This window comes from Phocaeicola faecicola, assembly GCF_013618865.1.
Lineage (GTDB): Bacteria > Bacteroidota > Bacteroidia > Bacteroidales > Bacteroidaceae > Phocaeicola > Phocaeicola faecicola.
The window spans coordinates 13,871-35,547 of the sequence record NZ_JABSOE010000050.1 but is presented as its reverse complement, the minus strand read 5'-3'; the positions used below and the strand labels follow the sequence as shown (position 1 = coordinate 35,547).

General features: G+C 47.7%; 15 protein-coding genes and 1 pseudogene. 3 read left to right on the top strand and 13 right to left on the bottom strand.

The genetic code is table 11. The features are described from left to right. Positions 1 to 502 precede the first annotated feature (502 nt). The 3 genes from H3001_RS13455 to H3001_RS13445 all read right to left on the bottom strand — a co-directional run bounded on the left by H3001_RS13455 (position 503) and on the right by H3001_RS13445 (position 3,256). Positions 503 to 1,183, bottom strand: a complete 681-nt coding sequence (locus H3001_RS13455) for a hypothetical protein (RefSeq protein ID WP_246368592.1) — start codon at positions 1,181 to 1,183, stop codon at positions 503 to 505. Positions 1,184 to 1,439: 256 nt separating this feature from the next. Beyond that, positions 1,440 to 2,615: a molecular chaperone DnaJ gene (dnaJ, locus tag H3001_RS13450; protein ID WP_181215200.1), complete on the bottom strand. Its 1,176-nt coding sequence runs from the start codon at positions 2,613 to 2,615 to the stop codon at positions 1,440 to 1,442. Positions 2,616 to 2,629: 14 nt separating this feature from the next. Beyond that, complete coding sequence (locus tag H3001_RS13445) at positions 2,630 to 3,256, bottom strand: nucleotide exchange factor GrpE (protein ID WP_178244609.1); 627 nt, start codon at positions 3,254 to 3,256, stop codon at positions 2,630 to 2,632. Between the two features lie 360 nt (positions 3,257 to 3,616). Here H3001_RS13445 and H3001_RS13440 point away from each other — a divergent pair, with 360 nt between their 5' ends. Then, the gene (locus H3001_RS13440) at positions 3,617 to 5,236 is read left to right on the top strand and encodes an ABC-F family ATP-binding cassette domain-containing protein (RefSeq protein ID WP_178244610.1); all 1,620 of its coding nucleotides are present in this window, start codon (positions 3,617 to 3,619) and stop codon (positions 5,234 to 5,236) included. Positions 5,237 to 5,588: 352 nt separating this feature from the next. Here the strand turns inward: H3001_RS13440 and cdd are convergent, their stop codons facing one another. Then, positions 5,589 to 6,068: a cytidine deaminase gene (cdd, locus tag H3001_RS13435; RefSeq protein WP_178244611.1), complete on the bottom strand. Its 480-nt coding sequence runs from the start codon at positions 6,066 to 6,068 to the stop codon at positions 5,589 to 5,591. Between the two features lie 114 nt (positions 6,069 to 6,182). Here cdd and H3001_RS13430 point away from each other — a divergent pair, with 114 nt between their 5' ends. After that, positions 6,183 to 7,070: a glucosaminidase domain-containing protein gene (locus tag H3001_RS13430; protein ID WP_178244612.1), complete on the top strand. Its 888-nt coding sequence runs from the start codon at positions 6,183 to 6,185 to the stop codon at positions 7,068 to 7,070. 208 nt (positions 7,071 to 7,278) lie between these two features. Here the strand turns inward: H3001_RS13430 and H3001_RS13425 are convergent, their stop codons facing one another. After that, positions 7,279 to 8,640: a dipeptidase gene (locus tag H3001_RS13425; RefSeq protein WP_178244613.1), complete on the bottom strand. Its 1,362-nt coding sequence runs from the start codon at positions 8,638 to 8,640 to the stop codon at positions 7,279 to 7,281. 53 nt (positions 8,641 to 8,693) lie between these two features. After that, a complete protein-coding gene (gene aroC, locus H3001_RS13420; RefSeq protein ID WP_178244614.1) occupies positions 8,694 to 9,773 on the bottom strand; it encodes a chorismate synthase in 1,080 nt (359 codons plus the stop codon). 115 nt (positions 9,774 to 9,888) lie between these two features. Between aroC and H3001_RS19875 the strand changes: the two are divergent. After that, positions 9,889 to 10,000: pseudogene (locus tag H3001_RS19875) on the top strand (IS982 family transposase); the annotation flags it as partial. A 169-nt stretch (positions 10,001 to 10,169) separates the two neighbouring features. Here the strand turns inward: H3001_RS19875 and H3001_RS13415 are convergent. The 7 genes from H3001_RS13415 to H3001_RS13385 form a co-directional block, all read right to left on the bottom strand. Then, positions 10,170 to 11,909: a fimbrillin family protein gene (locus H3001_RS13415; RefSeq protein ID WP_178244615.1), complete on the bottom strand. Its 1,740-nt coding sequence runs from the start codon at positions 11,907 to 11,909 to the stop codon at positions 10,170 to 10,172. Positions 11,910 to 12,258: 349 nt separating this feature from the next. Continuing rightward, a complete protein-coding gene (locus H3001_RS13410; protein WP_181215199.1) occupies positions 12,259 to 14,448 on the bottom strand; it encodes a hypothetical protein in 2,190 nt (729 codons plus the stop codon). 11 nt (positions 14,449 to 14,459) lie between these two features. Beyond that, a complete protein-coding gene (locus tag H3001_RS13405) occupies positions 14,460 to 16,715 on the bottom strand; it encodes a hypothetical protein (RefSeq protein WP_181215198.1) in 2,256 nt (751 codons plus the stop codon). Positions 16,716 to 16,735: 20 nt separating this feature from the next. Next, entirely contained in the window at positions 16,736 to 18,571 is a 1,836-nt protein-coding gene (locus H3001_RS13400; protein WP_181215197.1) for a hypothetical protein, read from the bottom strand. Positions 18,572 to 19,097: 526 nt separating this feature from the next. Then, positions 19,098 to 20,024 (bottom strand): TPM domain-containing protein, encoded by a 927-nt coding sequence (locus H3001_RS13395; protein WP_178244672.1) that lies wholly within the window; start codon positions 20,022 to 20,024, stop codon positions 19,098 to 19,100. An 8-nt stretch (positions 20,025 to 20,032) separates the two neighbouring features. After that, positions 20,033 to 20,614: a LemA family protein gene (locus H3001_RS13390; protein WP_178244619.1), complete on the bottom strand. Its 582-nt coding sequence runs from the start codon at positions 20,612 to 20,614 to the stop codon at positions 20,033 to 20,035. Between the two features lie 288 nt (positions 20,615 to 20,902). Further along, a complete protein-coding gene (locus H3001_RS13385; RefSeq protein ID WP_178244620.1) occupies positions 20,903 to 21,655 on the bottom strand; it encodes a DUF4465 domain-containing protein in 753 nt (250 codons plus the stop codon). Between the last annotated feature and the right edge of the window lie 22 nt (positions 21,656 to 21,677).

Below are 21,677 nucleotides of genomic sequence, written 5' to 3'. Positions count from 1 at the left end.
AAGAACGATTCAGATGCCATAAATTCGGTTTCGAAGATATGGTGATTCTTATTGCTTGTGGATTACACAACTTCAGAATCAGCCACAAAATGAGTCATATAACAAATTAATCTATATAATGTCTATTACACAGCCGCCGTCGGAAAGAAAAAAGCGGCTGAAAGGAAAATCAATCCGTTATGTGATTCTGTGAATCCGCACTGTGGTTTTATTAATCCGCGTCGCAAATTAATGAAACCGCAGCGTTAAGATGATTATCAAACAAATTGTCTGCATAATAAGAAAGGTATCCGATACCGTTTGTTCCGGGGGCTTTCAAAGAATAAACCACTGTCGCTCATGCACAAGGCGTTCGGTGAGCAGCCGTCGGTCGGATATGCAAGTTTCAAGGAAATAGCAAGTGAACCGCGCCTCTTCTTTCAGGATTTGCCTTAAAAAACAAGGCGCACCTTCCTCGTTTCTTTCCGAGTCGGATGCGCCTCTATTTATGTAGTGAGCAATATTAATAACTGTATCTTCTGCCTTCCACGCCGATGCTGATGGAAGCACTTTCTCCCAGCTTGAAGTTGACCATACCTCCCAGCTTGTCCGTACTGAAGTAGGGAAGGGGATAATAATAAGGCATGCGCTGCGGCATCAGCGATTTGTTTCCGTATGCATAAATACTGATCCGTTCGTTTACTTTGAAGGCCGCCACACCGGCAATCCCCACGTCCTTATAACTCAGGAAGCCCCAGTCCATGTGACTGGCATAGAGTCCTCCGGCGATACTGACACGCTTGCTGACAGGGACTGCATACATGAAGGCGGCATCCTGTCCGAATCCTACGCCCGAAGGCGCATACCGGCTGGGACTGAACGTGACGTTAAGTCCTACTGAGGCATTCAGGCCCTTGTGCAGTTCCCAGGTGGCAAAGCCGTAATCAAAGGGAGAGATGCCATACATGCCGAATTCCGGAGTCAGCCGGTTGGCCGGTATGGGTGCAGCCAGGGGTACCGTAAGCGAGTCTTTGCTGTACGCCTGCGGCAGTGCGGCTGCCACGGGTTGTGCTTCTTTCTCCTGAGCCGTCGTCAAGGTGGTCTGTCCTTCCTGCGAATATGCCATCAGAGGAAATCCGAGCCCCAGTATAAGGGTAGCTATGAATGTTTTCATCTTCTTGCTGTTGATTCTCTTTCTGTTCATCTTCTTTTGTCTTGTCAGTGTTTGTCCGTAAAGTCAAATGAAGCAGTCCCTTGAAGGCAAGGCCTTCCATCGGTATCTGAGGCAGGACCGCATTCTTCATTTCATATACGTGATACGCAAATATAGCGGAACTCCCAGAAACTCGTATGGCATAAAACGCAAATTAACGCAGATTTTTACAGATTTAAGAATTGAAACTTCTTGCAATCAGTAAAAAACTGCGTTAATGCAATCTCTTTTATTTCAGTCGACAAAATCAGTCGAACAGGCTTCTGAATTTCTTGAATATTTTCTCCTTCAGACTGGTGTTAGGCTTGAAACTTTCAGATTCCTGCCATTTTTCCAGTGCCTGCCGTTCTTCTTTCGTCAGTTTTTCCGGAATGTATACACTTACGTTGACCAGCAAGTCTCCCGTACCGGTGCTGTATCCGTAACTGTTGATGTTCGGCAATCCTTTGCCTCTCAGACGCAGTACCTTGCCTGGCTGTGTACCCGGCTCAATCTTGATTTTCGCCTTTCCGTCGATGGTCGGGATTTCCACCGTACCACCCAATGCGGCAGTCGGAACGCTCAGCAGCAGGTTGTATATCAGGTCGCTCTCGTCACGAATCAGTTCCGGATGCTTTTCTTCTTCAATCAGTACCAGCAAGTCTCCGGCCACTCCGTTGTGCTTGCCGGCATTACCCTTTCCGTTCATGGTTACCTGCATGCCTTCGGCTACACCTGCCGGAATCTTCACGGTTACTACTTCCTCTCCGTATACGATACCCTCGCCGTTACATTCCTTACACTTGTTCTTGATGATTTTTCCTTCACCTCCACACTGCGGACAAGCCGTCTGTGTCTGCATCATACCGAAGATACTCTGCTGTGTGCGGGTTACGCTACCGGTTCCGTGACAGGTCGGACAGGTTTCTACACCGCCGTCTCCTTCTGCACCGGTACCGTGACAGTGGCTGCACTGCACGTATTTCTTCAGTTTGAACTTCTTTTCGGTGCCGGTAGCAATCTCCTTCAAGGTCAGTTTTACCTTCACTCTCAGGTCTGAACCGCGGAATTTCCGCTGGCGTGGCTGAGCGCCTCCGCCTCCGAAACCTCCGAAGCCGCTGTGGCCTCCGAAAATATCACCGAACATAGAGAAGATATCATCCATAGACATGCCTTGTCCGCCGAATCCACCGAATCCGCCTGCGCCGCCGGCAGCACCGTCTACACCGGCATGTCCGAACTGGTCGTAACGGGCACGCTTGTCGGGGTTGCTCAGCACCTCATACGCTTCGGCTGCTTCCTTGAACTTCTCTTCTGCCTCCTTGTCGCCCGGATTCTTGTCCGGATGATACTGGATGGCTTTCTTTCGGTATGCTTTCTTTATTTCTGCCTCAGAAGCCGACTTGTCGACTCCTAATACTTCATAATAATCTCTTTTAGCCATAATTTGTATTCTCCTTACTGTGCAACAACTACTTTAGCATGGCGGATCACCTTGTCGTTGAGTTTGTAACCCGTCTGTACACAATCCAATACCTTTCCTTTCTGGTCTTCAGCCGGAGCCGGAACCAGTGCAATGGCTTCATGGAAATCAGTATCGAACGCTTCGCCTACAGGTTCCATCTTGTGAAGACCTTCGTGTGAAAGTGTCTTCAGGAACTTCTGCATAATCAGATCCACTCCTTCGTAGATGGCCTGAACGTCATCGGATTTCTGCATGTTCTGCAACGCACGTTCCAGATCGTCCAGTACCGGCAGGATGGCACCCATTGTCTTTTCCGCACCGTTCTTGATCAGTTCGGCTTTTTCCTTCAGCGTACGCTTCCGGTAATTGTCGAACTCGGCCGACAGACGCAGGTACTTGTCTTTCATCTCCTCAACCTGCTTTTGAGCTTCTTCCAGTTCCTTTGCCAGCTTTTCTTCAGCTGTCAGTTCCTTTTCCTGACTGGCTTCCGGCTGGGCTTCTTCAGTCTGTGCGGTTTCTTCCGCCTGCTCCTGCTGTTCCTGCGGTTGCGCGATATTTTCTGTTTCCTGATTCTTTACCGTTTCTTCCTCCTGGGAATTCAGTTTTTCTTCTGTACTCATATCGTTATTTTTTTATTTATTCTTACATGGGTTATATTAGCCGGATGAGAACTGTCTTTTTCCTCCGGCGGCTGTCTGGAAACAAGCCTGCTCTTTTGACAGCAAAAATTGTGCCTTGACGATTTGGCAGGATATTCTGCAGGGAAATACGGAAAAAATGTCATGATGTCAGACTTTTTGCCAGTCCTCCGGTGAAAAACAGGTGCTGGCATTCGGATTTTCTGTCATAAATGCCGGTTTTGTCCGGTATTTTCTCTCCGGGAAGTACACGGAATGTGCTTATTATCGGATTTACTTCGGTTATTCCAGCTATTTTCCGTATCTTTGCAAAAATAATTATTTAAACTAGGTATATAAGGCATGATAACAGTTTCGAACGTAGCCGTACAATTTGGTAAAAGAGTATTGTATAATGACGTGAATCTGAAGTTCACGAACGGTAACATCTATGGTATTATCGGTGCAAACGGTGCAGGAAAATCTACATTCCTGAAGGTCATTTCAGGAGAACTTGATCCGACCAAGGGTAGTGTGACACTGGGTCCGGGAGAGCGTCTTTCTGTATTGAGTCAGGACCACTTCAAGTTTGACGAACATACCGTACTGGATACGGTCCTGATGGGACATACCGTATTGTGGGATATCATGAAGCAGCGCGAAGCCCTCTATGCGAAAGAGGATTTTACGGATGAGGACGGTATCAAGGCCGCAGAACTGGAAGAGAAGTTTGCAGAACTGGAAGGCTGGAATGCCGAAAGTGATGCTGCCATCCTGCTGAGCGGACTGGGTATCAAGGAAGACAAGCATTATTCGCTCATGGGCGACCTGAGCGGTAAGGAGAAGGTACGTGTCATGCTGGCACAGGCATTGTTCGGTAACCCGGATAACCTGCTGCTGGACGAGCCGACCAACGACCTGGATATGGAAACCGTTACCTGGCTCGAGGAATATCTGTCGAATTTCGAGCATACCGTGCTGGTAGTGAGCCACGACCGTCACTTCCTCGACTCTGTATGTACGCACACTGTCGATATCGACTTCGGAAAGGTGAATCTTTTTGCCGGAAACTATAGCTTCTGGTACGAATCAAGTCAGCTGGCGCTCCGTCAGCAGCAGAACCAGAAGGCCAAGGCTGAGGAAAAGCGAAAAGAACTGGAAGAATTTATCCGCCGTTTCTCTGCCAATGTGGCTAAGTCTAAACAGACTACCAGCCGTAAGAAGATGCTGGAAAAACTGAATGTGGACGAAATCAAGCCTTCTTCGCGTAAGTATCCGGGTATCATCTTTACCATGGACCGTGAGCCGGGTAACCAGATTCTGGAAGTTTCCGGACTGCGGGCAGAGACTGAAGAAGGTGAAGTGCTTTTCAACGACGTTAACTTCAATGTGGAGAAGGGAGACAAGATTGTGTTCCTGAGCCGCAATCCGCGTGCGATGACTGCCTTGTTTGAAATCATCAACGGCAACCGTAAGGCACAGGCGGGACACTACAGCTGGGGAGTGACGATTACCACTGCCTACCTGCCGCTGGACAATACTGATTATTTCAACTGCGACCTGAACCTGGTCGACTGGCTGAGTCAGTATGGTGAGGGAAATGAAGTGTATATGAAGGGCTTCCTGGGACGTATGCTTTTCTCTGGCGAAGAGGTATTGAAGAAGGTGAACGTGCTTTCGGGAGGTGAGAAAATGCGTTGTATGATTGCCCGCATGCAGTTGCGCAATGCCAACTGTCTGATTCTGGATACTCCGACCAACCACCTCGACCTGGAGTCTATTCAGGCATTCAACAACAACCTGAAGATTTACAAGGGAAATATCCTTTTCTCTTCACACGACCACGAGTTTATCGAAACGGTGGCCAACCGTATCATCGAACTGACTCCGAATGGAATCATCGACAAGATGATGAGCTACGACGAGTACATTTCTTCGGATCATATCAAGGAGATGCGTGCACGTATGTACGGTGACAACTGATAAAAGACTGCGGATATCGCATAAGGAAGAGCTGTTCGGGCAACCGGGAAACCGGGCCGGAACGGCTCTTTTTTTGTTTGCTCTTATCTTTGCTTTGCTCATTTCTGTTTTTTATTTCTGCCCTTCTTCACCTTTTTTCTTTGTCCTGGTTTCCTTTGCCTTTTATTCTTCACTTCTTTCTCCTTACTTCTTTTTTCCCACCTCTTTTCCCCTCTTTTTATCCTCTCCTTAATTATTCCCCACTTTGTTATTTTTCCGTCTGAATCTCCCGCCTGACAAAAAAAAGTATCCCCCCACAAGCATGTGTAAGAACAGAGGCTTGTGAGGGGAAAGTGTATGAAGGAAATCAGGGTTAATCTAAAAATTCTCCTCCAAAGGAAAGTGGTAACAGGTCCTTCGTACCGTTTACCAGATAAATTTCGTTTTTGCTATATAGTAAAATCCGCATGGGCTTTCCATAACGCTGCTCTGTTTCGAGCAATACCTGCCGGCATGCACCGCAGGGAGGAATCGGCCGGTCCAGGTATCCGGACTGGCTTCGTGCCGCAATGGCCAATGTATCGACTGCCTGGTCGGGATATTCGGAATTAGCATAAAATAACGTAGTGCGTTCCGCACAGATTCCCGACGGATAAGCCGCATTTTCCTGGTTGGTTCCCGTAATAATCTTTCCGTTTTCCAGCAAAGCGGCAGCGCCTACCGAGAAATGGGAATAGGGAACATAACTGCGATGGGTGGCTTCCTTAGCCATGTCAATCAGTTTCCGGTCAGTTTCGTTTAGTTCTTCATATTGAAGGGAACGGATGCATATTTCAATTTTTACTTCCTTCATGGGTGTTGTTTCATGTTTATACACAAATATAAAGAAAAGAATTGGGATTTCCTAGCATATTTGTTTTTTTTATCTGAATATTTTATCTTTGTACGTCTCACTAAAAATAGTTGTATGAAATTTTTTAATTGGCTGATATGTGCGGGGTTGTGCTGCACCGTCCTGTCGGTTTCGGCACAGTCGCGCAACAAGGCATATGAAGATTATATCAAGAAATATCGCGGTATTGCAGTCGATGAGATGAAGCATTACCGCATTCCTGCCAGTATTACCTTGGCGCAGGGACTGCTGGAATCGGGGGCCGGAAAGAGCCTGCTGGCCCGCAAGTCGAACAATCACTTCGGAATCAAATGTGGAGGTTCCTGGGACGGACCTTCGGTCAGACACAATGACGATGCGCCCAACGAGTGTTTCCGCGCCTATAAACATGCGCGTGATTCGTACCGTGACCATTCCAAGTTTCTGCGTTCGGGGGCCCGTTATGCCTTTCTGTTCCGTCTGAAGATTACGGATTATGAAGGGTGGGCAAAGGGACTGAAGAAGGCCGGATATGCGACCGATCCCCGCTATGCGACCCGTCTGATCAATATCATCGAACTATATGACCTTGACCAGTACGACCGGAAGGGAGGATTGAAGTGGGCAGAAGAGTTCCCGAATCCGCACCAACCTTATCTGGCCAATGAACTGCTGTACATCATTGCCCGCAAGGGGGACACGTTCAAGAGTATCGGGAAGGAGTTTGACATTCACCGCCGCAAGGTGCGTACCTACAACGACTTGCCCAAGGATTATGAATTTCAGGGAGGAGAGATCGTGTATCTGGAGCAGAAGCGTCGCCGGGCTACGAAAGACCATATCGTGTATGTGGTACGTGCCGGAGATTCGATGTATTCGATTTCCCAGATGTTCGGTATCCGTCTGGACCGGTTGTATAAGCTGAACAAGATGAAGGCCGATGCTCCGGCACCGAGTGTGGGAGATATCTTGCGCCTGCGCTGATTGCTTTCGTGAAGAGAAGAGAGCAGGAGAGGGGCGGTGAACGGTACGGACTGAAAGTACGGAGATATTACGTGTAAGTAAGTAAGATAGATAGAATGAAATGACGAAGCGTCCTGCAGTGGCTTGTAAAAGCACATCTGCAGGACGCTTCGTTTGGTATCCGGACAACTGATCTGTCCGACCGTTGTCCGGTTACCGGCCGGATGGTTTACATCGTGCCGTAAGCCTTATGGAAGGCTACTACGGCTTCGATTCCTTTCCGGAAAATATCGAGTGAGAAATTCTCATTCGGAGAATGGATGGCATCACTTTCCAGTCCGAAGCCCATCAGTACGGTCTTGATACCCAGTATCTGTTCGAAATCACTGATGATCGGAATACTTCCCCCACGGCGCACTGCCAGCGGTTTTTTGCCGAATGCCTCGGTAAATCCCTTTTCGGCAGCCTTGTATGCCGGCAGGGTAATCGGGCAGACATATCCTTCTCCTCCGTGCATCGGAGTTACCTTTACCTGTACGTATTCGGGAGCCAGCCGGGTGAAGTAATCTACGAACAACTGTGAAATCTTTTCGTGGTTCTGGTGCGGAACCAGTCGGCAGGATACCTTGGCATAGGCTTTCGACGGGAGTACGGTCTTCGAACCTTCTCCGGTATAGCCTCCCCAGATGCCACATACGTCGAAGGAAGGACGGCAACTGTTGCGTTCCAGGGTAGAATATCCCTTTTCTCCTTTCAGTGCCTTTACTCCGATGGCTTCCATGTATTTCTTTTCATCGAACGGAATGTGAGCGATCATTTCCCGTTCTTCGGCCGGTACCTCTTCCACATCGTCGTAGAAATGCGGAATGGTGATGCGTCCGTCTTCGTCAATTACTTGTGCCAGCATGCTGCACAGCGTATTGATGGGGTTTGCTACGGCACCTCCGAAATGTCCGGAGTGCAGGTCACGGTTCGGACCGGTCACCTCAATTTCCCAGTAAGCCAGTCCCCGCAGTCCAGTGGTCAGTGAGGGAAGGTCGGCACCCAGCATACTGGTATCGGATACCAGAATCACGTCGGCCTTCAGCAGGTCCTTGTGCGCTTTCAGGAAGGCGTTCAGGCTCGGAGAACCGATTTCCTCTTCACCCTCGAAGATGAATTTTACATTGTGCGTCAAGGCTCCTTCCTTTACCAGGTATTCGAATGCCTTGACCTGTATCATCGACTGACCTTTGTCGTCGTCGGCTCCGCGCGCCCAGATGCGTCCGTCGCGTACTTCCGGTTCAAAAGGCTGACTCTTCCAGAGTTCCAGCGGTTCGGCCGGCATTACGTCGTAATGTGCGTATATGAGTACGGTCGGTGCGTCGGGTGAGACTCTTTTTTCGGCATATACCAGCGGGTTACCTGCCGATGGCATGACGTGTGCTTCGTCAGCACCGGCTTCCAGCAGCAGCTGTTTCCATCGTTCGGCACAGGCCAGCATGTCATCTTTATGCTCGGGAAGAGCACTGATACTCGGGATTCGGATCAGACTGAACAGTTCTTCCAGGAAGCGCTGTTCGTTGGCTTGTATGTATTGTTTTATTTCCATGATATTTATTGTGGTTGGTTAGATTAATTCATTAGGTGGATGAAAGGCTCCGGTTACAGCCGGCTGGCCTTATCCAGCAGGTAATAGTCGAGCAGAGTCATGGCCGCCATGGCTTCCACTACCGGTACCGCACGGGGCAGTACGCAGGGGTCGTGCCGTCCTCTGGCCTTCAGTACCGTTTCATTACCATGGATGTCCACCGTCGGTTGTTCCATGAGTACCGTAGCCACCGGCTTGAAAGCTACCCGGAAGTAGATGTCCTGGCCGTTGCTGATACCGCCCTGAATACCTCCCGAACGGTTGGTTCTCAGGTCTATTTTCCCGTCGTGGTTGTAGAAGATATCGTTCTGCTGACTGCCTCTTTCTTCCATGTGCCCGAATCCCTGTCCGTATTCAAAACCTTTCACGGCATTGATGCTGAGCATGGCCTGCCCCAGGGCGGCATGAAGTTTTCCGAAAACCGGCTGTCCCAGTCCGATAGGGCAACCCTTTATCACGCAGCCGATGATACCTCCGATGGTATCTCCCTCTCCCTTGATGCGGTAGATATAGTCGGCCATTTCCCGGGCCAGTTCCGGATCGGGACAGCGTACCGGGTTCTGTTCGGCCAGGCTGAGGTCGTAGCTGGAGTAATCCTTATCGAGGGCAAATTTTCCCACCTGTGCCGTAAAGGCCGTAATCTGCACGCCCAGCTGTCTGAGTGCCAGTTTTGCAATGGCTCCTGCCACCACCCGTGCAATGGTTTCCCGTGCCGAAGAGCGTCCGCCTCCCCGGTGGTCCCGGATACCATACTTCTGTGTATAAGTATAGTCGGCATGCGAAGGGCGGAAGACCTCCTTCATGTTGTCGTAATCATTGGAATGCTGGTTGGTATTCCATACCACAAAACCGATGGGACATCCCGTAGATACCCCTTCGTATACACCTGAGAGCAGTTCCACTTGGTCCGCCTCCTTGCGTGACGTTGTGATAGCCGACTGCCCCGGCCGGCGCCGGTCGAGCTCCTGCTGTATGAAATCCATGTCGATTGCAATTCCCGAGGGCAGTCCGTCGATGACGCCTCCGATTGCTTTTCCGTGCGACTCCCCGAAACTGGTAAGCCGGAACAGATTGCCAAAAGTATTGTTGTACATATAAGTTAATGTAAATTCGAAATAAGAATAAATATAATCTGTTGTTAAATAGGAACATAGCGGTAAAAACCTCAAATGGATGGTACTGAATGATAACATCCGAACGTTTTCTGCCATATTCTCAGTGTCTAAAGTTACAGAGATTTATCGTATGGCCGATGATTTTTGCAGGGAATTTGCATTCCAGACAGGAAAAATGTATGATTGAAGGCAAGATAACCCGCCATCCTGACATCGGTCGCTTATCGGCCGCCGGCATCCTGTATCCTACTTCCTGTCATTTCGTGGTAGATTGCTTGTCCCTGCAGTTGGTAGCTACGAAAAGAAACCCGCCATTGAGGTGAAGTTCTCAATGGCGGGCAACTTGCTGTTTCCTGATTTTATATCGGACTTGCATTATTTATCGGTATCCACAATAATCGTTTCACCTACTTCCCAGTCGGCAACTGACGTCGAAACCGAAATATTGCTGTCACCGTCAATTTCTATTTCAAACGTATGGACCTTTCCCGGTTCCAGTGTCAAACCGTTCAGTTTCTCAATGGTATATTTAAACACCTTATTACCGTTCTTTACGGTAAACAATTCCGTACCGCGTTCCAGTTTCTGAGGTATCACGGTTGCCTTGGCATATGTATCATTGTCTCCAAAACTGTTCAGCACATTTACCTGGCCCAGGCTTACACTTCCTTTCTGAGACTCTGAATCCGGAATCATTTCACCGGTCTTCATGTTCAGATTACCCGACATCCACAGGTTGTTCAAAGTCACACTGACTTGTTTTTCCAATACGGCCCTGGTTCCGGGAGCAGCTTTTACTCCAATTCTTATGCCCGAACATACGTGAGAAAACAGAATCTCAGAATTGCTTCCGTCTGACGTTACTTTCTTTGCAGCATGCAAAAGGTTGTTATCCATGTAGTCGGTTTCAGTCTGCACGGCATTCACGGTGTGCTTGTAGACCATCGGCATCGATTCGTTTTCCCTCCATTGCGTCATCTTTCCATACACGGCATATAAGGTCACGTCATGGTCTTCCGGGAAATACATGGTTCCATCGGCATAAGACAGGTTTCCGTTCTTATCTACCACGAAAGGCTTCATCACGAACTCTCCTTCATTATATACGTCTGCAAAGACATATACGTTCAGGTTCTCTCCCAAGTTGCCATTTTCTTTCAGATAGGCATCCATGTTGCAACTCAGTTCCATCTTGTCATACAGCTCATCCGGATTTTCCGTATTTTCCGTGACATTGCCTTTCAGACTGTAAAATTTTCCAGCTCTGAATACACCTGTTGCCGGGAATTTATAAGAATACAATTTGTTACGGTCATCGTATACTCTGAGCGTAAGCGACTTGCCGGTCAGATCGGTTGGAGGCACCATCAGGTATCCTGTTACGGTAGTATTTGCCTCACATTCCACGTTTTTCAAGGCTAAGCTAAGCGACTTGTTCTTCTTGACCGGAACATAGGTTGGAGTCTCATCTTCCAGATTATAATATCCTTCAATCATGAACTCCTCATTTTCAGTGGCAAGTCCCATTTTTTTAACCACCATTTTTTCGGGAACATTTGCCACTAACTGAACCATAGCCCCCATATGGGTAAATTCAAATACCAGACGTCCGTTTTCCGGAGCCGTACCGGTTGCATTTAGGAAATCATAGCTTCCTGTGGCAGCCGTACTGTTGTTTCCGTCTTGCGACTGTCCTTTATAATTCACCCATATTTTATTTTTCGAGTTCTGTCCGTCAAAATATTTTCTGCTGAAAGGGTAGTACGCATAATAAGTAGAACTTTTTTTCAATTCCCAGCTTCCGCCTGAAAACACCGCATTGGCAGTACCGGCTCCTGTCTGCATGGCAAACGTAACCTGGTCGCCCTGCGATGGGAAAATTCCCAGTGTATCATTTTCTGCCCAAGTGAAGATAGCTCCATTTTCATTCACCTCCAGATGGGTCCGTGAATGTTCGTCTCTCTCAAAATTTTTCACCGAGAACATCACTTCATGCGGTTCAACTCCCGGGATTTCCTCTTTTCCATTGCTTAATTCTTCGTAATTGTGAGAGCAAGCCCCCATACACACAGCCATGGAAAAGATTCCCATCCCCCAACATATTCTTTTATTCATAATTCGAGATTCTAAATTCATACGTATGTATTATTTTACCAGATACTATTCGCAGGCCATGAGTCATCCCACTCAAAATCGGGAGTCGTTCCTCCGGGATTCCCATTGCTACTGCCGCATAAAACTCCTTCTGCCTCAAATTTCATCACCCGAACCTCCGGCTTAATATACATTTCTTTCATCTTGATATTTCAATCTGTTTTAATAAATATGCAATCCGACGCAAAAACAATGCCTGATTTGAAAAAACAAGACTTGCCGACATTCACTCTTTTTTCTTGTACCGTCAGTCGGCAAGTCTTGCTCTCAGGCTATTGGTCTTTTATCAGTCATTCCGCATTTTGAATGATTATTCCACGCCATAAATATACTCAACCGCAGATTTCTTGAATCTTACAGTACGGGTATTGTTGGCTCCGGCTCCGTTGTGTTCCAGATTATTTCCTCCCCGGTACAACCAACCGGTAGTAGAAGGATTATAATTGGCAAACAACAGCCAGTTGTGGTTGATACCACTTCCGTTCCACTGACATCCCACACCATACAGCGTCAAAGATTCCGTTCCTTTTCCCTTCAGACTCCTGATGGTAATGAATCTGATATCCGACAAGGTTCCTTCTCCGATAACCGCTTCTGTTCTTTTATCCATAAAAATCTCGCTGCGATAAGTCTCGCCTCCGTTAATCGGATTAAAAGGAGCCGGAGAAGTTGGGACTGAAAAAGCTCCCAAGATTCTATTATAATCATCTAATGTCGGCATTTCGTATCCTTCCGGAGACAATGCTTTTGGGTCCTGGTGGTTGATATGCTGTGATTCATTCGATTTATAACCTTCCAGCGTAAACGTTCCATTATTATTCACCACTGTCATTGCCTGTCCGGATGTTCCACCGTAAGCCGAATTCCATACCTTCAGGAAATCCTCATTGCTGCAAGTCTTCAGATATTCCAGAACGGTCTGTCCCGTAGTTCTCGTCGGATCCTGCGCACACAAGATCTGGTCATTGAAGTCGCGGGAATTGCCAATCGCATTAAACTTGCACCACCATATATCATTCAAGAGAATTACCGGCAAGCCGAAGTTTCTTCTTTTGATTGTATACTCCTGTCGGTTTCCCTTATTGTCGCTGACGATCAGTTTCGCAGACTGTACTCTTCCGTCAGCTTCCGGGTCATTGGGTTTCCAGCCAGCCTGGATGATATACGAATTGCGGTTTCCTTCCGACGGTACCAGTCTGACCCAAGGGTTCGACTGAGATACTTCCAAAGACAAGGTCTTGCCTTCGCCTACGGTATACGTACCTAAATTACCGTCAATATAGCGTCCGAAATCGCACTCATAGTTTTCGTTATTGAAGTCCAGCATACCTTCGAGAGTATCATCGTTTTCCTCGAATACTACGGTCAGACAGTCTTCCTCATAAACTTCCGTTAACCCTTTCCGTCTGAACTGAAGCTTTGCCTCTTCCAGCGGACAATTAGGAGCCAGGAGTTTCTTGCTGATTCTGAACATGTTTCTTTCCGCCAGGGTAGCTGCTTCCGGATTGATATGAGTAACTTCCAGCCACTCATTTCCTCCGCCTACATATTCCAGCTCCTCACCACAGTTCAGTGCAAGATCGAATGTTCCAGAAAGGTATTTCGCTGACACACCTCTTGCGTCCGGAAGAACAGTAGCTCTGTCGTTCAGCGCACTCTGTTCCTCATTCACCGTGATAAAGCTTCCCCGGTCAGGAGCAAGGATCTCGTCCTCTTCCCGGTTCCATTCATTTACCGTGATACTGTGCAGGCTACCGTCACGACCTATCTGCAGGGTGTAGACCTTATTACGCAATATCTGTGCGGGAAGTTTGGCCGAATGCACCTTTCCGTCGGGCATCGTAACTTCTACCGTAGCCTCTGAATTTATCTGTTCATAAGCATACAGCACTCCAGTCTGATCTTCTCCGTTCAAAGTGCCATCCGCTGTTGTCAGGTCAACCCGTCCGGCATCCGAAGGAATCGAAAGAGGTACTCTTTCAATCAGATAGGACTTTCCAGCCATTCCTTTCAGCGCAAGGCTTTTGACTTCAGTACCCGGAAAAGCATATGTGACGTCAAAACGGGCAACTCCCCGTTTCATGGTTACTGCATACTCTGCTACATCATCCTTGACTTCCACTTTCCCGATCATGAAGTTCAACGGCTTCTGTGAATCGTCCAGGTCTATGGTCGCATCCTGCCAGCGTTCTTCAGTCATTCCGCTATTTACAGTCGGGTTCACCTTGCCTCCTTCATTGGCTACCAGGTAAAGAGAGCCTGCTCCTTCCAAGGGAAGCTTCAGCTCTGCTTCCGACGGCTGCGACGTTCCTTCAGCACCCAATTCCCCATTCTTGAAGAAAAAGTATTTTACGTTTTCCACATTGTAAGTTGCCGGGAAATCCATGGATACTCTCGACAATTTTCCTTCGTATTTGTGCGTTACCGTATCTTCGTTACTACATGATGCCAATACCAGCCCCAATGCAGAGAGGATATATAACAGTTTATTTTTCATCATTCGTTTATTCATTAATAAATATATTCTACAGCCGATTTCTTACATCTGATGGCTCTTGTTTTCGTATTGTTGTGTCCTGTTCGCTTAAACCAGGTTGCCGACTGATCATCAATGTGGCCTTCCATTGTCCATGAATTTCCGTTTCCGGAATTGGTCGCAAAAATGATGTCATCCGAACCTATATTTCCTGGACCGGCCTCCCATTGATGTCCCCAGCCGAAGATTACCACATGTTTGCTGTTGTCATTGATATATGCTTCTTCGCAGAAATCATAGAAACCGATTTTTCCGTATGCGGCTTCATCTATGGTAATTGCCCGGTTGCCGTGAAAATACTTCATTCTGAAACTGTCATCACCGCTCATGTTGTTGTTATAAACTATAGAAGTAGTCGGGAGTTTATAGTCATACGAAGCAACCAGTCTTCTGAAATCATTATCCGATGGCATCTCATACCCAGAAGGAGCCATTTGCTTGCTCTGTGTATTGATATTTACCGATACATTCGCATTGAATCCGGCATATTCAAACTTGCCATCCGACAAAGTAAGCGTCAATCCTTCCAGATTTCCTCCCTGGTACTGGTCGCCCATGACAGCCCTGAGCTGTTCCAGAGTACAGTCGTTCAGATATTCGAGCAGATTACCTTCCTTCACCGGATCTGCACTTGAAAGTATCTGATCCTGGAAATCATTGGCCGTACCTTTCAGGTTGTATTTGCACCACCAGTTTCCGGCTACATAAGCCACCGGAAGTCCATAATTCAGACGACTTATCGTATACGTTTCCATGTCCGAACCGTCCAAGTTGCTGATTTTCAGTTTTACAGCCTGCTTTCTACCGTTTGCTGTGGAGTCATTGGGCTTCCATCCCCCCAGAAGTCGTAAGGCCTCAGTGCCATCTTCTGCTTTTTTCAAGATAGCCCAACTGTCCTCTCCGGACTCAAACTCCAGTTCCGCCTTCATTCCTTCCGGCACAATCAGGCGTGCATACTCCCCATCAATATAACGGTTAAAGTCATAAGCCGTTCCCTCCAGGAACGAAAGCATACCGGTCATCTGTACAGGATTCGGCTCAAATACCAGTACAATACGTCCTTTCATCATTCCATTACTGTCGAACGATTCCAGGTAAGAATACTGCAGAGGCACTCCGATTCTCTTCAGGTTGCTTGTGATATTCACCATCGTCAATTTATTCAATGCCGTACCGTTGCGGGTTGCATTCTGTGCCACGGATACTTCTGCAAGATCAAGACTGCCGTCGGTTCTTACCGTCATTCCTTCCTCCGTATTTATTGCCAGAGAAAGAGTCTTGTCATTATACGGAATAAATACCGAGTCACCGCGTTCATTCACTCTTGCACCATTCAACTGCGAACTTCCTACATTCACTTTAGCCAGTGTAATCACAGACGATTCATTGTCCTGACCGTTTTCCCAGTCGTTTTCGGTAAGCTGTATGCCCAGTTTCGCTCCGTTGCCGTACACCTTCAGGGTATACAGGCTGTTTCGCTTGATCTTTGCAGGCAACTTTTCCTTCAGTTCCATCAGGCGTCCGTTTACCGTCGCTTCTATTACCACTTCCGGAGTTCCTGTCTGCTGCTCATGCAGGTACATCAAACGGCTCTTGCTGTCAGTCAGTCCGCCATCCGCAAAGTTCAGGACGATATTCGTCAACTGTAACCCTTCGGGAGTTCCTGTTTCATGAGGGAAGAGGAAACTTCTGTCGGCTGCACCTTTTACGGTGATACGGTTAATCACCACTCCTGAAACCTGCATGCTCAAGTCGAGTCGCGCCACACACCGATTCATCACAATCGGTTCCCAATGGTACGAGTCCACATCAATCACACCCAGCATGACCGGATCCAGTGTACTGTCCAACTGACCTGTCATCACCATCTCCTTGAACGCTGTCTCGGTTGCTCCATAAGTCGGAATCACCTCCTTGGGAGCATTGGCTATGAAGTAGCATTTTTTTGCGCTGCTGCCGATGGTCAGACTGAATTGGCCGTTTTGGTCCACCTTAATATTTTCTCTGACCATTACCAAGGCTCCTTCCGCATCAAAAGCCACTGCCGTAAAATATCCGGAGTAATAAGAAACCTCACCGTCTCCCTCAGACCCTCTGCTTTCCATCAGCTGGCCCGATAACACTCCGTTGCTGCTTTTTTCAGAAAATAAATCCTGATTGTTGCATGCCTGCATGATTCCCGAAAGAAATATTGCTGCTATTATATTTTTAATGTAAACCGATCTTGTCACGTCTTAAATCTTTTTAATCATTAATACTTGTTTGGATTGCTTGAACTGTTCAGATAGTTTTTTGAGTCAATAGGCATCTGACGCAGATTGTTGACATAAAAATTATTCATCAATTCCTCAGCCCAGGGACCATACGTAAATGAACTGCTATGTCCATATCCCATAACGTGTCCTAATTCATGGAACATGATATTGCATGAATAGGTGTTCCAGTAATGCTCGAACCAAGCCTGCTGGTAGGCTCCATATGAGCTTCCTCCACCTAATCCCAACACACCATTGCCCGCATAAACCAGTCCTACCTGCAGGGTACGCTGCTGTCTCATCTGCTGCAGAACCCTCTCCACCTGAATCGGATTCTTGTTGTCGTCATAAAGCTTGTCAGCATTATCTCTCAAGATCTGCTCATGCTCAGGCATATCTATCATGTAGGTAAAATTGAGGAACAAGGCAACCGACTCACGGATGTGTACCGGGCGTATTCCCATCCAGTTGCCTACAGGTCCACCGTCTGGTCTGTCTGGGTCGCCACCGTAAAGTCCCCAGTAAATTGTCCACCCATGTTTGATTTTCTCTATTTTTTTCCAAAACTCCTCTGTCGACTCAATCTTAAACTGTGCGGTTTTCAACTGTGCGGCCGTGAGTTTCTGTATGTTAATCAAGCGTCCGCTTTCTCCTTTGCACACCGTAGGCTTTTTCAGCATCGGAACATCCAGATACGCATCTCCGAATGCCGGGATGGTATCCAGATAGGCAAAATCGAACCATTCTTTGCTCACCTCTGGAATCAAGGCCTTTACCGTGATATGTCCCAGATCGCGCGGAGAATAAAAACGCATATGAAACTGACCTTCGTCTGTTACGGACAACTGCAAGGGAGCAGATGTGTTAAATGAGCGCTGGCTCATATCTGTATACACCGCTTTCTTCTCGTCATCCTGCAGAATCTTCTTGTGATTGCCGTGTTTATATGCTGCTGAAGATACAAACATCGTTCCTCTGTTATCTTCCGGATGATCTACGTCTGTATTGACAGTGGTAATCTGATTGGGAAGTATCTTTATCCCGCTGAATCCATAGGTCTGCGACAGGCTTCCTCCTGTATATGTTCGGCTGACCATTCCAATTTTTCCACTCATTGTCTGGCCTTCAACCGTTGGCATAAACAGATACTCTCTTTCGTTCGACAGATTCAGTTCACGCAGCGTGGTCGTGCTCTGTCCCGAGAAATGTTTGTCGGCTGTCATCGAAGTATAGAATCTGGGAGTTTTTGCATTTGCCACATTTTGGGTTACTGAATATTCTACATAGATATTCTCGAAGTCAAAATTAAATTTCACCTTACCCACAATTCTGTGCTGCGTCACTGTTCCCCCGTTCAGGATGGTTTCCTGTTTACCGTCTGCCGATTCTGTAATGGTGACATCAAAAGGAGTGTTCGAATAGAAATACTCACAGTCCAACGGCTTGCCTAAATCTTCCGGGAAACTCAGCCACACGTCATTCACGTTCGTGATCTTATTGACTGTAGCACCATCGTTTTCTTTTTCCCCTTTTACCCCCAGCACCAAAAGCCGGTAGCTTCCTTCATGCAATCCTTCTGCGACAATTTCAGCAGTTTCTGGCTTGTATTTGGATTTGATATCCGTCATTACTTTCCCGGTTTCATCTACTATATAATAGTCGAGAAAATCATAGACAGCCTGAGTGACTGTTTCCCCACTGCGCGTTACCGCATCCTCAAACCCCGCCGAATAAAGTCTGAAAACCGCTTCATTCTTTTTACTGTTACCAATATTTTCGCTAATTTCGAACTGTTCCGTACATGAAGTGCTTGCAAACAGTATGCAAGCCAAGAATAGCCCTTTTTTAATCATAAAAAATTAATAATAATCTTGTTGTTTATACCAATTAAAAATACCTATTGTAGTGTTTGTTTCAGTGAAACTACTATCCTAAGAACAACCGGAAAATTCAAAATGTTCATGCCTTTTTTCATCGGTCTGATAAAATAGCCCATCGGCGGGCACCGGTATTGGGGGCATCCCATTGAGTATCAAAGTTTAGGCAACTCTTTGCTTTTTTTGATTAAATATATTTTTACTTAATAAAATAAATAATAACTAATTTAAACCGTATTCTTTTAAACGTAAACAGAATCCCCCTTTGTTGCTTACAATTCAGTAAATATACAATTAAATAAGAAAAGATATAGAACTAACGGCTGAATCCGGGAAAATGGCATTTTCAGAAAAGAAGGTTGCGCGGGAGCCGGAAAGGAGTGGACATAAAAAAAGAAGAACGTTGCACCGTGTCTTCGTGCAACGTCCTTCGGTCGTCATTGCCTGTGACTGTAATAGGCAAAGTTATCTTGATTGCAGATCAGAACTTGCTTCCCGCTCCTCCGCCACCGAAGTCGCCTCCGCCGAAACTGCCTCCGCTGAATCCGCCTCCGCCTCTGCCTCCGAATCCACCTCCGAAGAAGGGGCCGCCCAGGAACGGACCGCCGTTACCGCCCCGGTGGTGAGGAGAATCGTCGTCATTCACCCGGCGCTGCCGGCGGAGCGTATGGCCGCACTGGCTGCAGCGGTAGACGATTTCTTCCGTACGGATGCCGTTGATATTCGATACGGTGCGGACCGACAACTGCCGTAAGGTGTGACGGTGGCAGTTCGGGCATTTGCTGCGCTGGCGGACACTGAGCCAGAGCAGCAGCGGGACCGCAATAAAACATCCTCCGAGGATCAAGAGCAGCCACAGACTGTCTCCTTCCTCTTCCGGACCGGAAAGCGGACTGCCGGTACCGTCCAGCCGTTGTCTGACGGCCTGTACGCCGGCCAGCATACCTTTGTCCCAGTCTCCACGCGAGAAGGCCTGGTTCATGTAGCGCACCTGAATCTGCTTGCAGACTGCATCCGGCAGGTCGCCTTCGAGTCCGTATCCCGTAGCAAACTGGATGCAGCGTTCTTCCGTTACGAGCAAGATGACCAGACCGTTGTCTTTTTCTTTTTGTCCCACTCCGTTTTTCCGTCCCAGTTCGTAGGCAAACTCGAAGCAGTCGCCCCCTTCAATCTGCTTTACGGCCACGACCAGCGTCTGAACACCGGTCTGCTGCTCCAGGGCAAACAGGGTAGTGTCCAGTGCAGCTACCGTAGCAGGAGAGAGGATGCCGTCCGGATTGCTGACATACCTCATCCGGTTTTGCAGATGCACCATGGGCACATCCTCCACCCGGTAGGCAGGAGTCTGGGCCATGACCGGAAGCAGCAGTCCCCAAAACAGGACGAGCAAATAGCATGTCTTTTTCATCATGACGGTCAGAATTTCACTTCAGGTGCCTTTTCGCTGCCTTCTTCGGCTTCGAAGTACGGACGTTTCTCAAATCCGAACATGCCTGCGAAGATGTTCTTCGGGAAACGGCGGATGTTGGTGTTGTAAGCCTTTGCCACCTCGTTGAACTTGCGGCGCTCTACGCTGATGCGGTTCTCCGTACCTTCCAGCTGTGCCTGAAGCGTCTGGAAATTCTCGTTGGCCTTCAGGTCTGGATAGTTCTCCGTTACGGCCAGCAGGCGGCTCAGGGCACTGCCTACGGCTCCCTGCGCTTTCTGGTAAGCCTCCATCTTTTCCGGAGTCAGTTCGTCTATACTGATAGTGGTCTGAGTAGCCTTGGCACGGGCCGACACCACTGCATCGAAGGTTTCCTTTTCATGAGCCGCATATCCCTTTACGGTATTCACCAGGTTAGGGATGAGGTCTGCGCGACGCTGGTATTGGTTTTCCACATTGCTCCATGCGGTTCCCACCGCTTCATCCTGAGCGACCATAGAGTTATACGAAGTAATGCCATAGACTACGATTACCGCAAGAACGGCAATAATAATGATCCAAGTTTTTTTCATAAAAGTATTCGTTAAAATTACTATTTATAGCAAACATACGTAAAAACGACGGAATATGCTAATAAATCATAAACAAATCTGCCTTTTTCGTGTCTTTCACGCATCAGCTTGCCTTTGGTCATGGCAGGCGGGAATATGGCAAACCCGCATGCGGAGGTCGGAAAACTTCCGTATGCGGGTCGGTCAACCCACGTGTGCGGGTTGTATAACCTCCGTGCGCGGGTCGGAGAACAGACGGTGAAACGCTGCCGTACCGACCATCGCAGACGAGGCTTTCTATAGAGGCTTTTATTTTTGAGTCAGTGTAACTCCGTCGAGTGAGAAGTAAGCCGGTGTATTCATGCCATATTCTCCGTTGTCACTAGAAGACAGTTCGAAAGTAATGTATGCAGCATCTTTCAGTGCACTCCAGTCGAACCATTCCCAGGTATTGACGATAATCTGTTTGCCGTCACGGAAATCGGCCAGATAATAATCTACCCGACCCACTTCAGACTCATCTGCACGGTGGCCCATAGCAGTCAGTTTAAACCAGTCGCCGGCTTCGAACGGACCTTGTACTGTACCACTTCCGTCATTTCCGTCCTTGATGGCCAGGTAATCATAAGTAGTATTGGTTACCCACGCTCCCTTAAAGGCATATTTTGCCGGGTCTGCCAGCGTGATTTTCGCAGTATTAAAACTGTTTGAGCAGGAAGTCAGGTAAGTCGTACCGAATTTTCCTCTGGCTGTAATGGCGCTCAGGTTATTGAATCCCGGAGTCTCCGTATCGGTGGTGTTGGTGTAGGTAAATCCGCCGCCGAATCCCCAGCTGCCAAAATAATGGTTGCAGATAATCAGTCCGTCATTGTCCTTGAATTCCGTCTTCTGATAGTAACCTTCAGTTTCTCCTTCTGTACCGAGGAACGACTCTTCGCTGCCGCTGAGACGGCCTTCAAAGCTGGTAGTCACGTCCATTGAGGGTGTTTCATTGCTTTCTTCACCACAACTCCACAAGGTCATGCAAAGGCATGCCATAAGTAAATAAGTCAGTTTTTTCATCGTTTTTTATTTTTACTTGGTT